Source organism: Sulfurimonas sp. NWX367 (assembly GCF_039667065.1).
GTDB classification, from domain to species: Bacteria; Campylobacterota; Campylobacteria; order Campylobacterales; family Sulfurimonadaceae; genus Sulfurimonas; species Sulfurimonas hydrogeniphila.
The window spans coordinates 231607-245246 of sequence record NZ_JALCZM010000002.1 but is presented as its reverse complement, the minus strand read 5'-3'; the positions used below and the strand labels follow the sequence as shown (position 1 = coordinate 245246).

Genomic DNA, 13640 nt, shown 5'->3' with positions numbered 1-13640 from the left:
CTTTGCCCAATAATATTACAAATGTAACAGATGATTTTTTATCTATTGTCCTCAATGAAACACCTCTGCTTGATGTCCGCGCCCCTGTTGAGTTTGAAAAAGGAAAGTTTATCAATGCAACAAACCTGCCTATACTTGATGATGAAGAACGCAGACTTGTCGGCATACGGTACAAAGAGGCCGGAAATGACGCAGCCATAAAGCTGGCCGAGTCTCTTATTCAAAATGAGGGAAAAGAGAAAAGAGTCCGCCTCTGGCAGGACTACCTCAAAAAAAATCCCGAGGCAAAGCTTTACTGTTTTAGAGGAGGACAACGCTCAGGGATTGCGCAGGAGTGGCTCAAAGAGAGCAATATTGATATTACCCGACTCAAAGGCGGATACAAGGCTTTTCGCAATTTTTTGATGCAACAGAGTGAAGACATCAGTACGCAGACACCCACACTTATTTTAGGTGGCAGAACAGGCTCGGGAAAAACCATTCTTTTAAATAAACTGCCAAATGCCATTGACCTTGAAGCCGTTGCCAATCATCGCGGCTCTTCATTTGGAAGTTTTGTCAACGCACAGCCCTCGCAGATTGATTTTGAAAACAATCTTGCCTACAAACTCATACAGTTTCATCATAAAAATTTTACCCATCTTGTTTTGGAACATGAAAGCCATAATATAGGCAGAACATTTATTCCAAAACCCGTATATGACAATTTTATGCAGGGACAGCTTGTATTGCTGCAGACTCCGATTGAAGTTCGCGCACTCATAACGTATGAGGAGTATGTTCTTGGCGCACTCAAAGAGTATACATTACAATACGGGGAAGAAGGTCCGCAAATATGGGCGCACAATGTGCAATCAGGACTCAAAAGAATCCAAAAACGTCTGGGTGACCAGCTTTACAGACAACTTGCACAACTCTTTGACGAAGCCTGTTCCCAAGATACCCAGGCAGAGGCAAAAACATTCTACTTGGAGTGGATTACCCTTTTGTTACAAAGATACTACGACCCGATGTATGATTACCAGATTAAAAAGAGTCCCATACCTGTTGTTTTTGAGGGAAATGCTTCTGATGTGTTGCACTTTTTACAACACCAGTTATGAAAATATGATACAATTTCCTCATGCAAAACAATTCAACACAATTAGAGCTTTTAAACAATACAAATAAAACCTTTGAAGAAGAGTTTTTCCGATATGCCAAACCTTTTGAGTATGAAAAAGGGTCTTCGCCATTTTATCCGGATGATCTGCTCAAATATTTTTATATAGTCGTTAACGGCAGAGTCAAAACATATCAGATAAACTTTCAGACAAACAAAGAACAGACTCTCTTCATCTATAAGCGCGGAGATATGTTTGATGTCATCTCCCTGCTTGACGGCAAACCGCATGAGGTTATTTATGAGGTTATCGAAGATGCAAATATTTTACGCCTGCCGATTGAAAGAGTCCGCTACTGGCTTGAAAATGATGCTACTTTTAACAAAAAGTTCTTTCCCTACCTTGCTGCGCACATGCGCTATACGGAAGAACTTGCTACCGAACTTGCCCTGTATGATACAAAAGAGCGTTTTTTAAATCTTTTAGTACAGAATTTAAACCCCAATCACAGATTCCGCTACCAACTCCTGCAAAATCTCTCCAACAGCGAAATAGCAAAACTGCTCGGAACGGTCCGTCATGTTATAGAAAGAAGCATCAAACAGCTCAAAGCCGACGACATTATAGAAACCAGCAGACGCAACATAAAAGTAAAGAATCTTCAAAAACTTTTAGACAAAACCTCCCAAATGCTACTTAAGTAGCAAAATACTTTTTCAAAACAGACTATCATTTCTTAAATAAAAAATTTAAGGAGTGAGACATGTTAGTGACAAGACATAGAAATCCGATACAAAATACAAGAAGATTTGATTTAATTAACGAATTTTTTAATGCACTGGAAACACAAAGCAGCGAAGAGCCAAGAGAGGTTTTTGACTTTATTCCTGCTGTAAATACCAGAGAAGGTGACGATGCCTACTATATTGAGCTTGATCTGCCGGGTATAAAAAAAGAGGATGTGGAGATCAGTGTTGACAAGAACATCTTAACCATCAAAGGCAAAAGAGAAGTCAAAAAAGAAGAAGAGAAAGAGGACTACTACAGAATAGAGAGTGCCTACGGTACTTTTTCAAGAAGTTTTACGCTCCCTGAAAAAGTAGACAGTGAAAATATCCGTGCAACCGGAGAAAACGGGGTGGTCGAGATTACCATACCAAAACTGAAAGTCGAAAAAGATACAACGAAAAAAATTGACATCGAGTAAGGAGGATTATCATGGATATCGTACAAACATCAAAAGAGTTAGTGGAAAAAGCGGAAGAAAAAGTTGAAAAAGGTTTGGAAGTTGTCAAAGATACATTTCACAATGTAGCATCACATCTTCCTCTGGCAAACTTGGCAAAACATCGTAATGACACCTTCACAATCGAAGTTGATTTACCGGGTGTTAAAAAAGAAGATATAGAATTAAAAGTCGAAGATGACTATCTGACTGTTACAGCGGTCAGAAAATTTAAAAACGAGGTCAAAGAGGATGATTACTATCTCTGTGAATCAAATTTTGGCGTCATCTCAAGAAGTTTTATCCTGCCTGACAATATAGACAGAGATAAAATTCAGGCAAAATTTGAAGACGGAAGACTGTACCTGACTCTTGAAAAACTCGAATCCAAAAAGACAAAGAATATCAGCATCCAATAACAAAGGGTGCTGACACAAGGAGTTAGCCATGAAAAAACTAGTAAGCAGTCTGTTGCTTTCATCTTTGCTGACCGGATCTGCATTCGCGAGTATGGATGCAATGAACCCCTATGATGCAGATTTTGCAAGAATGAACCAGTATTTCAACTCTTTAATAGAGTCACACTTAAGCAGTTCGGCATTAAATAATTTCAGTTATCCAAGAACGGACATTCAGGATGCAAAAGACAAAATAGTATTAAAGTTTGATTTGGCGGGAGTTGACAAAAAAAATATTAAACTTTCCATTGATGACAATAAAATTTTGACTGTAAAAGGTGAGAAAAAAGAGTCCAAAGAAGAAAAATCCAAAGATTTTGTCAAAAAAGAGATTTTTTACGGTGAGTTTCAAAAATCAATTCAACTGCCTGAAAATATTGATGAAAGCAAACTTGCAACAAAATTTGAAAACGGCATTTTAACCGTCACGATTCCTAAAACAGAAGTTAAAAAACCAAAAGCAAGACTTATCCCTATAAAATAATTAATTTTTTCTGCTAGAATTCCTCTATGAATTCATACGCAGAAAAATTTACCAACGCTATAAAAAACAGTTTTTTTAATAAACTTCCCAAACATGAACAGGAGTTTATCGAAGAGAAATCCTTTGAGTACAAATTTTCCTATCAGGAAATCAAACAGATAATCAATTTCGCGCGAGATCTGGGGATGTGGGATGAGAAAAGAATCACTGCAGTATTTCCCGAACATCCCCAAAGAAAAGTTGTTTTCTCCAGGCTTAAAAAAGCCTATGAAAATATACGCAACAAACCAAATTCCTATAAAAACTTTACCCTCAAAAATATCCCCCAAGAACAAAAATATACCTTTAAAACAGTACCAAAAGAAGGTTTTGGCCTTGGACTCTGCCCTGTGGCAAGTGAAAAGACACGCTGCTGCAATCTGCTCACGCTTGATGCGGTTGAGAGCTGCGGGTTTGACTGTTCCTACTGTTCCATTCAGAGTTTTTACAATCAAAATACCATTACCTTTGACAGCAGTTTTGCAGACAAACTCTTAAATCTGCAACTTGATCCAAACAAGACCTACCACATAGGTACCGGTCAGGCATCGGACTCACTGATATTTGGCAACCGTGAGGGTGTTTTGGATGCTCTTTTTGCCTTTGCAAGAAAAAATCCCAATGTCATTTTAGAATTTAAAACAAAATCAGACAATATAAAATATCTGCTTGAAAATGAAGTGCCGAAAAATATACTCTGTACCTGGAGTCTCAATACCCAGACTATTATTGACAATGAAGAACATCTCACCGCTTCGCTTGCAAAACGTATAGCAGCCGCTCGAAAAATGGCGGACAAAGGTGTTAAAGTCGGCTTTCATTTTCATCCCATTGTAGAATACGAAGGCTATCTTGACGAATATCAAGAAGTATATGAAGAACTTATACTAAAATTCTCTCCACAAGAGGTTGCGCTTGTCAGTTTTGGGACATTGACTTTTATCAAACCGGTGATTAAACAGCTGCGTGAACGCGAGTTTAGAACTAAAATCACACAAATACCGCATGAAGACGCCAGCGGAAAGACATCGTATCCAGACAGTACGAAGGTTGAAATGTTCAAACATGCCTACACCAGCTTTGCTCCATGGCGCCGCCAGGTATTTTTCTATTTGTGCATGGAAGAGCATCATATGTGGGCAAAAACATTCGGCTACCAATACTCTACAAACAATGACTTTGAACACGCTATGCTAGGGGCATACTGTGAAAAACTCGGTCTAGATTTTTTATTATAAAAAGGAATAGTTTTATGCAAACAAGAGAAAGTTATTTTTTATCACAGCCGCATCAGCCGTTTTTTCTTTTAGGTATTATCAATGCAATCATTATGATGCTTATTTTTGCGTTAAATTATAAGGGAATTTTCTCTTTACATGCAGACTCGCTGACATTTCACAGCTACTCTTTGATATTTTTGGTTTTTACAAATTTTTTTACAGGGTTCTTATTTACAACTTTTCCGCGTTTTAATCAGACACAGGTGATAGCAAAAAAATACTATTCCAATATTTTTTATGCAAACACGCTTGCATCACTGCTTTTTCTTATCGGTGTTTTCAGCTCTGAAACCCTTTTACTCGGGGCAATGGTTATAAGTCTGACAGCTCAGGTTTTTATAGTATTGAAACTAAAAAACATCTATGAAACAGGAATGGCAGCGGACAAATCAGACTCATTTTGGATACTCAATGCAAACTACTTTGGACTCTTTGGCAATTTTCTTTTTATACTCTCTTTATTTATACCGGAAATTTTACCAGTTGCCATCAGTATCTCTTTTTACATGTACCTGATTTTTCTTGCTTTTAGTGTAGGACAGAGAATGATTCCTTTCTTCTCCCATTCATTTGCGCCAAAAAATGAAAATTTTGTCAAAATTGTTTTTGTTTTGTTTATTTTAAAAAGTATCTTTGTTTCTGCAGATATAAAAAGCTTGCAGATAGTTATAGATTTACTGCTTGCCGGTTATATGTTTTTTGAGTTTAAACGCTGGGATTTACACCCTTTGCAGTCCCCTCCTATTCTCTGGGTACTTCATCTTGCACTTTTTTGGCTGCCTTTGTCTTTCTTTCTTTCAGCGCTCAGTTTGGGTGCGGAGATATTTTTAGATACCTCTTTTTTCTTTTTAAATATTCATCTTCTGGCAATAGGTTTTTTAACAACACTCCTTATAGGCTTTGGAACACGTGTGACACTCGGTCACTCGGGACAACCGCCGCAGGCAGATACATTGGCAACAAAGATATTTTTATTTATACAGCTTGTTGTGTTGTTCCGTACGCTTTACAGTATCAATATAGCTTTTGGATGGGGGCTTGGATTTTTGTTTGACATCTCTTTTACTGCCTGGCTCTTGCTCTTTTTGATTTGGGGAGGGAGATATTTTCAAGTGTTGGTTTTTGGAAAAAAATTGTAGCATTGTTTTGCAAAAAGCAAAATTTTCAGATCGGGCTGGCACTTCAATGCCAATGCCATTCAATCAAGCGGTTTTACCGGAACCCGTACTTCAGTGCGGGCTTTGCATCTTTTAAGACTTATTCCTGGGTTACAGAAAATATTTAATTTTCTCACAAGTCGCGCTTTGGCATCTAAAAAACGGGTTCCGATAAATACGTAACTTTTACTGCATTTTAATTATAAAAGTATTGTCAGCTTCTTCAACTTTAAACTTGTGTTTGCCGCAGAATTCATCATTCATATGGTTGACCATCTCCAATGACTTCATCAACGCCTCATCTTTTGACGCTATTTCCGTACTACTTTGAAGATTACTTCTTTTAAAACAGCCACATTCTCTCTCTACTATTATTTTAAACATATTCTCATCCTTGTTAAGTTTTTATGCAATAATATCACGTACAACTTGTTCTACTCTTATTCATATATACAATGCAATTTTTACATTTTCATCTAAGATATGCTGCTCCTTGGTTGGGATTGGTATTATAATACTTTGAAACTTTTTCTATAGCCTGGGTTTTAATTTCCAAGACACACAGCCCGCACTGAAGTACGGGTTCCGGTAAAACAGTTGATTGTATGGCATTGGCACTGAAACATAAATTTTAAAGGAAATAACTTCAGAACCGGTCAGTGCCATTAAGTTAAGCGGCTTTTTTAAAACCACTCCTTCATACAATTTAGACTTTTGCACCCTAACAGTCGGCACTAAAGTACCGATTCCGATTAAGCGGCTTGTCGGAACCCGTACTTCAGTGCGGGTTCCGGTAAAACAGTTGATTGTATTGTATTGGCACTGAAACATAAATTTTAAAGGAAATAGCTTCAGAACCGCTCAATGCAGTTAAGTTAAGCGGCTTTTTTAAAACCACTCCTTCATACAATTTAGACTTTTGCACCCTAACAGTCGGCACTAAAGTACCGATTCCGATTAAGAGGCTTTTCGGAACCCGTACTTCAGTGCGGGCTTTGTATTTTGTCAGGTTACACTATAGCGTTCAAACCCAAGTTCTTTGGAAACATCAAGTTTTTTCTTAACCGGATTATTTAAAGAAGAGGGAAGAATTAATGCTATAATGTCACCATATTAACACAACGGAATTACCATGAAAAAAGAGACAAGCCCTTACCTGGAACTGGGCAAAATGAATACCCTACGTGTCGACAGAGACACAACACCCGGCCTGTACCTTATGGCTGAGGACGGCAATGATGTCCTTCTTCCCGGACAGTATGTCACAGATGATATGTGCGAAAATGCTCTTGTAGATGTTTTTTTATACACAGATTCAGAAGACAGACTGGTAGCCACTACCGACAGACCCCTTGCAATGCTGGATGATTTTGCACTCCTGGAAGTCGTGGATGTGGCTCCTTTCGGTGCTTTTATGAACTGGGGACTGCCAAAAGATTTACTTGTCCCTAAGATGTTTCAAAAAACACCTTTTGAAATCGGCGAAAAAAGATTTATTCGCATAATATATGACGAACGGACACACAGACTTGTCGGCACAGAAAAACTCGGTGATTTTTTTGATCGCAAAGTCAAAGACCTTGCACAGAACAAAGAGGCAGAAATATTAGTCATTTCCAAAACGCCGCTTGGCTTTAAATGTATTGTCAACGGTAAATATGAAGGACTGATATATCACAATGAAATATTTGAAGAGATAAAACTGGGAGACAAAAAGACTGCCTATGTCAAAACAGTGCGCAAAGACGGCAATATCGACCTTACACTTCGGCGTCCCGGCAGTAAAAAAGACGGCTCCTCTGCCCAAAAAGTTCTCAACCTGTTAGAACAGAACAAGGGTATTATGCCTTATAACTACAAAAGTGATGCCGAGCTGATTAAAAATGTATTTGGTCTGAGTAAAAAAGAGTTCAAACGCTCCTTGACACAACTTCAGGATGACGGAAAAATTACGGTCAAAGATACCGGTATATATCTCAAGGCAAAGTAATGGCAAGAAAGAAACAAACACATGATTTAAGTAAAAAAAATGTAGAATATATACAGGACAATATCTTTTACAAAGTTTTACGTTTTAATCCTTCAAATATGACAGTGGATGTAATAAAGATAGAAAAGAATGAAAAAACAAATACTGAAATGCCTTTTGCACATTTGCCCAAAGCAGTAAAAAAGAGTATAAAGCCCAATTAATGCTGGGCTCTATGGACGCATATCCATAATGAATCATGTTAAAGATATACAAGGAGAATCGCAAGTAAGATTATATACTTAAATTGTTACAATAGTGTTAACAAAACTTGAAAAAGGAGTAAAAATATGAAAAAATGCAATACACTGCAGGAAGTAAGAGACGAGGTGGATATTATTGACAAAAAACTTGTTGAACTGATATCTGAGCGCAGCCATTTAATTCGTCAGGCAGCCGGTTTCAAAGAGAGTGTGGCAGAGGTAAAAGCCCAGGACAGGATTGATGATATTATGCAGAAAGTAAGAAAAAAGGCGATTGAGCTCAATGTCAATCCGAATATGATCTCTGAACTCTTTAAGATAATGATTGATGAAATGGTTGAAACAGAAATAAGTGAGTTAAGAAACGCCGGGAATTTTTAAAATTAAAAAGAGGCCGAGACCTCTTTTGCCTATTTGTATCTGTAGGTGATACGCCCTTTGTCCAAAGAGTATGGTGTCAACTCAAGTTTCACTTTGTCTCCTGGAAGTATTTTAATATAGTGCATACGCATTTTACCTGCGATATGACACAGTATAACATGTCCGTTTTCTAATTCAACACGAAAAGTTGCGTTCGGCAAAGCCTCTATAATCTTGCCGTCAACTTCAATAACATCTGCTTTAGCCATTTTAGTCCTTTATAAAGAAATTTCTTACTTTAACTCTCACGCAAGAGATAAAATTTCAGCTTTACCGTCAACAACTGCGACAGTGTGCTCATAGTGAGAACCGCGTAAACCGTCGGTACTGACAACATCCCAACCGTTATCCAAGATAACAGGTTTTGGCTCTTTTTGACATATCATAGGTTCCAGACAAAAAACCATTCCGTTTTTTATTTTCGGTCCGGATTTCGCATTTCCGCCCGCCAAATAATTAGGAATTTCAGGTTCTTCATGAGGTTTTCTTCCTATTCCGTGCCCACAAAAATTACGTAAAGGAACAAAACCGCGCTCCAATATGAACTGTTCCATTAAATAGGAAAGTTCTTTAAAGCGCATTCCTTCTTTGATATTTTCAATAGCATAATACAAAGTATCTTTTGCACAGGCTATTAAATCTTCATCTTCTTTGCTGATTTCTCCGACACCCATGCTTATTGCGGCATCACCGAACCAGCCATCAAGTTCTGTTCCAATATCATACCCTATAACATCTCCTTCCTGGAGTTTGTAGTCACTTGGAATGCCATGAATAATAACTTCATTGAGTGAGGTGCATACCGCATTTGGGAAGCCGTACAATCCTTTAAAAGAGGGTTTTGCACCATGAGAACGGATATAATCCTCTGCCATGGCATCCATCTCTTTTAAACTCATACCGACTTTGGTATTTTTACGAAGAAGGTCTAATGTGCCGCCGACAATTTTGTTGGCGGCACGAAGTTTTTCAATTTCTTGAGGTTTTCTAAGCGCAATAGCCATTGCTACAGACCAACTGCACTGAGAGTTTCATATTTACTCATGTATATCTGAGCTTCAATTTTTCTCATTGTGTCAAGAGCAACCTGCACAACGATCAGCACGGCAGTACCGCCAAAGAAGAACGGTACCCCCATCCCTTTTATAATCATAAAAGGCAGAGTCGCAACGAGTCCAAGGTAGAGTGCTCCGGTAAATGTCAATCTGCTTGCCGTTTCATTCAAGAACTCTCTCGTAGCATCACCGGTACGAATACCGGGAATAAACCCGCCTTGACGTTTGAGATTATCCGCAATATCTTTTGCGTTGAATGTGATTGAGGCATAAAAGAATGCAAAAAACACAACAAACACAAAGGTCAAAAAGTTAAAAAAGTAACTGTTTGGATTCAGATAATCCGCAATAGCCTGAATAGCCGGATTTGTACTGCTTGAAAGCACGGTCATCGGAAACATTAAAATTGCCGAGGCAAAGATAACCGGGATAACACCCGCCAGATTCACTTTAATAGGAATATAGTTCATTACACGTTTGTTTTGGTTTTGCATCATCGTCTTTTTCGCATAGGTTATAGGCACACGACGCTCACCAAGCTCAACATAAATGATAATTCCTACCGTTGTCAGAATCAAAGCAAGAATTGCTATGACAGTAATAAAACTCATTGCACCGGTATTTACCATTTCGATTGTTTGACCAATTGCTCTTGGAATTGCCGAAACAATACCTGCGAAGATAATAAGAGAGATACCATTACCGATTCCGCTTTGTGTAATCTGCTCACCAATCCACATTAAAAGCATTGTACCTGCAAGCATTGAAACAGCAGAAAGCATGATAAATGTAGTGTGATCGGCAAGAATTGCAGAGTTGCCCGTAGGTCCGGTTAAGCTTTGCAGTCCTACACTGACACCGACAGCCTGAATTAATGTTATAACGATAGTCGCATAACGAATAATCTGCATATATTTCACCATACCGTCACGCTCTTTTTTCATTTGACCAAGTGTCGGAAATGTTGCAGCTAAAAGCTCCATAATAATTGAGGCGGTGATATAAGGCATAATGCCGAGTGAAATAATAGAGAGTCTCTGTACAGCATTTCCACTGAACATGTTAAACAATCCCAATGCGTCTGATTGATGTGAGTCGAAGAAAGAAGCAATAACAGCTGTATCTACGCCAGGAACCGGCACATAGGCCAGTAGGCGGTAGATAAATAAAAAACCGATAGTAATAAGTATCTTATTTACTAGATTTTTATTCACAACTAGTTACCTGTTGTTGTAACGTTTTCGTCTTTAATTTTCGATGCCAAATCTTTTGCTTTGGCACCTACTAGTTTAATTTTAGTCACTGAAGAAGCAACCTTGTGAACTGAACGGATTGATTCCATTGTAATTTCACCAAGTTCTGCTACAGCTTTGATTTTTTCAACGTTTATGACATACGGTTTGATCACTTTCGAGTGAAAACCGATTTTTGGCAAACGTTTTGCAAGTGGCTGTTGCCCACCTTCAAAGTTTCTTTTTCTTTTGTAACCTGAACGAGATTTCTGACCTTTTTGACCACGAGCGGCAGTCTTACCAGTACCAGAACCTTGACCACGCCCAACACGTTTGCGAGAATGTGTTGAACCCGGAGCAGGTTGTAAATTTTCAATACCCATTTTCCTATCCTTTTATACGAGAAAGTGCTTCAATTGTAGCACGTACCAGTGTGTTTGGATTGTTTGAACCGATTGACTTTGTAAGGATATCTTTAATCCCTGCAAGTTCAAGAACAGGTCTCGCTGCTCCACCAGCAATAACACCGGTACCTTCTGATGCCGGCTTTAATAAAACACGACTGGCATTATACTTATGCTCAATGTCATGTGCTATTGTAGAACCTTTTATCTTAACAGTTGTTAAATTTTTAAAAGCATTGTCTACAGCTTTACGTATAGCATCAGGAACCTCTTTTGCTTTACCAACACCATAACCTACAGTACCGTTTTTGTCACCAACAACGATAAGTGCAGTAAAACGAAAACGTCTACCACCCTTAACAACTTTTGTTACACGACCAATATTTACTATTGATTCTTCAAAATCATCTCTATTGATTTCCATCTGTGCTCCTAGAACTTGATTTCGTTTGCACGAATTGCGTCACCAAATGCAGCAATTACGCCGTGATATTGGTAACCATTACGGTCAAATACAATCTCAGAGATGTTTGCTTCTTTGAGTTTGGCAGCAAATGCCTCACCAAGTGCAGCAGCACCTTCTTTATTAGCTTTGTGACCAGTAGCCTTTGAGTGTAGTGAACAAATTGTTGTTGCAGTTGCATCATCAATTGCCTGTACACTTAAGTAACGGTTTGATTTAAATACAGAAACACGAGGAAGTTCAGCACTACCAGATATTTTTGCACGGATACGACGCTTACGTTTTAAACGATTCGCAATTTTGCTTTTTAATACTTTAGCATTCATCTATCTTCCTCCCTTATTTCTTAGCAGTTTTACCGGCTTTACGCACGATATGCTCATCTATGTATTTAACACCTTTACCTTTGTAAGGCTCTGGTGGACGGAATGATCTGATCTCTGCAGCTGCCTGACCCAACATTTGTTTGTCATGGCTTCTAAGAGTTATCACATTCTTTTCAACGCTTGCTTCCAAACCTTCAGGTAACTCATAATTGATATCATGAGAAAAACCAAGCTGAAGATTTAAAACTTTTCCTTTAACGGCTGCTCTGTAACCAACACCGTTAATTTCAAGTTTTTTCTCATAACCGGTAGTCAAACCTGTTACGATATTTTGGGCCAATGCTCTGAAAGTTCCCCAGAAAGCTCTATGCTCACGAGAGTCTGAAAGATTTTTAAAAGTTAAAGTGTTTCCTTCTACTTCGAAAGTCACATAACCTTTAGTATCTAAATCAACACTGTTTTTGCCTTTAGCAAAAGTTATAACATTTCCATTTGTAGTAACAGTAATGTCACTGGCAAATTCTACAGGATTTTTTCCAATTCTTGACATGCTATACTCCTACCATACCGTACACATAACTTCACCACCAATGCCAAGCTCATATGCTTTGTCATTTGGTAGTACGCCATGTGATGTACTTACAATAATAGTTCCGTAACCGTTTTTGAAACGTTTAATATCTTCTTTACCTTTATAAACACGACGTCCAGGCTTTGAAACTCTTTTCATTTCATTGATTACAGATTTTCCATCTTCACCGTACTTCAGTACAACTTTGATAGTTTTTTTCACACCGTCTTCGATTACATTACAAGACTCAATGTAACCTTTGTCTACTAAGATATTTGCTACTGCTTCTACACTTTTAGAGTGTACCAAAGTAGTAACCGGTAATCTTCTCATACCGGCATTACGAATACGTGTTAACGCATCTGATACTAAATCATTAATTGCCATTTATATTTTCCTTGTTTGTAGTTATTTTGTTTTTGCAAAATAACTGCTGACTGCTAGCAGTTTCCTCTTGGCTTACCAAGAAGACTTTCTAACACCTGGTATTAAACCTTCATTTGCCATTTTTCTAAAACAGATACGACAAATTCCAAAATCTCTCAGTACAGAGTGTGGACGACCACAAATCTGACAACGTGTATAACCACGTACCTTAAATTTTGGAGTACGTTTTGCTTTAGCTATCATTGACTTCTTAGCCATTAGTTGCTCCCTTTACTAAAAGGCATTCCCATTTTCTCTAAAAGAGTAAATGCCGCCTTGTCTGAATCTGCAGATGTTACTATTGTAATATTCATACCATGAATCTGCATGATTGAATCATAGCTGATTTCAGGGAAAATAAGTTGTTCCTGAAGACCGAAGTTATAGTTACCGCGACCGTCAAAACCATTTCTCGGAACACCACGGAAATCTTTCACACGAGGAAGTGCGATAGAAACAAGGCGATCGAAGAAGTTATACATATTTTCACCACGAAGTGTTACACGAACACCTACAGGCATACCTTCACGTACTTTAAAACCTGCAACAGATTTCTTCGCAATCACAGTAGAAGCTTTTTGACCGGCTATAGTAGTGATAGTATCTTCAATATTTTTAATGAGTTTGTTATCTTTCATAGCAAAACCTGCACCGACAGAGATAACAATTTTGTCAAATTCAGGAATCTGCATTACATTTTTAATATCTAAAGCTGCTTGAATTTCCGGCTTAAGCGCTAAATATTTTTCTTTTAAACGAGCCATC

21 protein-coding genes are annotated in these 13640 nt (G+C 38.1%); 10 read left to right on the top strand and 11 right to left on the bottom strand.

Annotation, left to right across the window (positions count from 1 at the left end; genetic code table 11):
- Positions 1-2 precede the first annotated feature (2 nt).
- Genes mnmH through MNY28_RS05870 form a run of 7 tightly spaced genes read left to right on the top strand, consistent with a single transcriptional unit; the run spans position 3 to position 5728 of the window.
- Positions 3-1103 (top strand): tRNA 2-selenouridine(34) synthase MnmH, encoded by a 1101-nt coding sequence (mnmH, locus tag MNY28_RS05900; RefSeq protein WP_346389195.1) that lies wholly within the window; start codon positions 3-5, stop codon positions 1101-1103.
- 20 nt (positions 1104-1123) lie between these two features.
- Entirely contained in the window at positions 1124-1807 is a 684-nt protein-coding gene (locus tag MNY28_RS05895; RefSeq protein ID WP_151901232.1) for a Crp/Fnr family transcriptional regulator, read from the top strand.
- A gap of 59 nt (positions 1808-1866) precedes the next feature.
- Positions 1867-2310, top strand: a complete 444-nt coding sequence (locus MNY28_RS05890; protein WP_346389194.1) for an Hsp20/alpha crystallin family protein — start codon at positions 1867-1869, stop codon at positions 2308-2310.
- Positions 2311-2321: 11 nt separating this feature from the next.
- Positions 2322-2747, top strand: coding sequence for an Hsp20/alpha crystallin family protein (locus MNY28_RS05885; protein ID WP_151901234.1), 426 nt, complete (start codon positions 2322-2324; stop codon positions 2745-2747).
- A gap of 28 nt (positions 2748-2775) precedes the next feature.
- Positions 2776-3270 carry an Hsp20/alpha crystallin family protein gene (locus MNY28_RS05880; protein ID WP_151901235.1) on the top strand — a complete coding sequence of 165 codons (495 nt, stop codon included), beginning with the start codon at positions 2776-2778 and terminating at the stop codon, positions 3268-3270.
- 26 nt (positions 3271-3296) lie between these two features.
- On the top strand, positions 3297-4547 hold the full coding sequence (locus tag MNY28_RS05875) for a spore photoproduct lyase family protein (protein WP_346389193.1): 1251 nt from the start codon (positions 3297-3299) through the stop codon (positions 4545-4547).
- 14 nt (positions 4548-4561) lie between these two features.
- Positions 4562-5728 carry an NnrS family protein gene (locus MNY28_RS05870; protein ID WP_346389192.1) on the top strand — a complete coding sequence of 389 codons (1167 nt, stop codon included), beginning with the start codon at positions 4562-4564 and terminating at the stop codon, positions 5726-5728.
- Between the two features lie 204 nt (positions 5729-5932).
- Here the strand turns inward: MNY28_RS05870 and MNY28_RS05865 are convergent, their stop codons facing one another.
- Positions 5933-6130: a hypothetical protein gene (locus MNY28_RS05865; protein ID WP_151901267.1), complete on the bottom strand. Its 198-nt coding sequence runs from the start codon at positions 6128-6130 to the stop codon at positions 5933-5935.
- Between the two features lie 748 nt (positions 6131-6878).
- On the opposite strand from MNY28_RS05865, the gene MNY28_RS05860 reads away from it, so the two are divergent.
- The 3 genes from MNY28_RS05860 to MNY28_RS05850 all read left to right on the top strand — a co-directional run bounded on the left by MNY28_RS05860 (position 6879) and on the right by MNY28_RS05850 (position 8359).
- Positions 6879-7736: a S1-like domain-containing RNA-binding protein gene (locus MNY28_RS05860; RefSeq protein WP_346389191.1), complete on the top strand. Its 858-nt coding sequence runs from the start codon at positions 6879-6881 to the stop codon at positions 7734-7736.
- On the top strand, positions 7736-7939 hold the full coding sequence (locus MNY28_RS05855; protein WP_346389190.1) for a hypothetical protein: 204 nt from the start codon (positions 7736-7738) through the stop codon (positions 7937-7939). Before MNY28_RS05860 ends, MNY28_RS05855 begins: the two co-directional genes overlap by 1 nt.
- A gap of 126 nt (positions 7940-8065) precedes the next feature.
- Positions 8066-8359, top strand: a complete 294-nt coding sequence (locus MNY28_RS05850; protein WP_151901264.1) for a chorismate mutase — start codon at positions 8066-8068, stop codon at positions 8357-8359.
- A gap of 29 nt (positions 8360-8388) precedes the next feature.
- Here the strand turns inward: MNY28_RS05850 and infA are convergent, their stop codons facing one another.
- From infA to rplE, 10 genes are all read right to left on the bottom strand, one after another.
- Positions 8389-8607 (bottom strand): translation initiation factor IF-1, encoded by a 219-nt coding sequence (gene infA / locus MNY28_RS05845; protein WP_151901263.1) that lies wholly within the window; start codon positions 8605-8607, stop codon positions 8389-8391.
- A gap of 36 nt (positions 8608-8643) precedes the next feature.
- Positions 8644-9402: a type I methionyl aminopeptidase gene (gene map, locus MNY28_RS05840; protein WP_151901262.1), complete on the bottom strand. Its 759-nt coding sequence runs from the start codon at positions 9400-9402 to the stop codon at positions 8644-8646.
- A 2-nt stretch (positions 9403-9404) separates the two neighbouring features.
- Positions 9405-10667, bottom strand: coding sequence for a preprotein translocase subunit SecY (secY, locus tag MNY28_RS05835; protein WP_226067371.1), 1263 nt, complete (start codon positions 10665-10667; stop codon positions 9405-9407).
- A 2-nt stretch (positions 10668-10669) separates the two neighbouring features.
- Entirely contained in the window at positions 10670-11068 is a 399-nt protein-coding gene (gene rplO / locus MNY28_RS05830; RefSeq protein ID WP_151901260.1) for a 50S ribosomal protein L15, read from the bottom strand.
- 4 nt (positions 11069-11072) lie between these two features.
- Positions 11073-11513, bottom strand: coding sequence for a 30S ribosomal protein S5 (gene rpsE / locus MNY28_RS05825; RefSeq protein ID WP_151901259.1), 441 nt, complete (start codon positions 11511-11513; stop codon positions 11073-11075).
- 8 nt (positions 11514-11521) lie between these two features.
- Positions 11522-11878, bottom strand: a complete 357-nt coding sequence (gene rplR / locus MNY28_RS05820; protein ID WP_151901258.1) for a 50S ribosomal protein L18 — start codon at positions 11876-11878, stop codon at positions 11522-11524.
- A gap of 13 nt (positions 11879-11891) precedes the next feature.
- Positions 11892-12428, bottom strand: a complete 537-nt coding sequence (gene rplF / locus MNY28_RS05815; protein WP_346389189.1) for a 50S ribosomal protein L6 — start codon at positions 12426-12428, stop codon at positions 11892-11894.
- 9 nt (positions 12429-12437) lie between these two features.
- The gene (gene rpsH / locus MNY28_RS05810) at positions 12438-12836 is read right to left on the bottom strand and encodes a 30S ribosomal protein S8 (RefSeq protein WP_151901256.1); all 399 of its coding nucleotides are present in this window, start codon (positions 12834-12836) and stop codon (positions 12438-12440) included.
- Positions 12837-12908: 72 nt separating this feature from the next.
- Positions 12909-13094 (bottom strand): type Z 30S ribosomal protein S14, encoded by a 186-nt coding sequence (locus tag MNY28_RS05805; RefSeq protein ID WP_151901255.1) that lies wholly within the window; start codon positions 13092-13094, stop codon positions 12909-12911.
- The gene (gene rplE, locus MNY28_RS05800) at positions 13094-13639 is read right to left on the bottom strand and encodes a 50S ribosomal protein L5 (protein ID WP_151901254.1); all 546 of its coding nucleotides are present in this window, start codon (positions 13637-13639) and stop codon (positions 13094-13096) included. Before rplE ends, MNY28_RS05805 begins: the two co-directional genes overlap by 1 nt.
- Position 13640 lies beyond the last annotated feature (1 nt).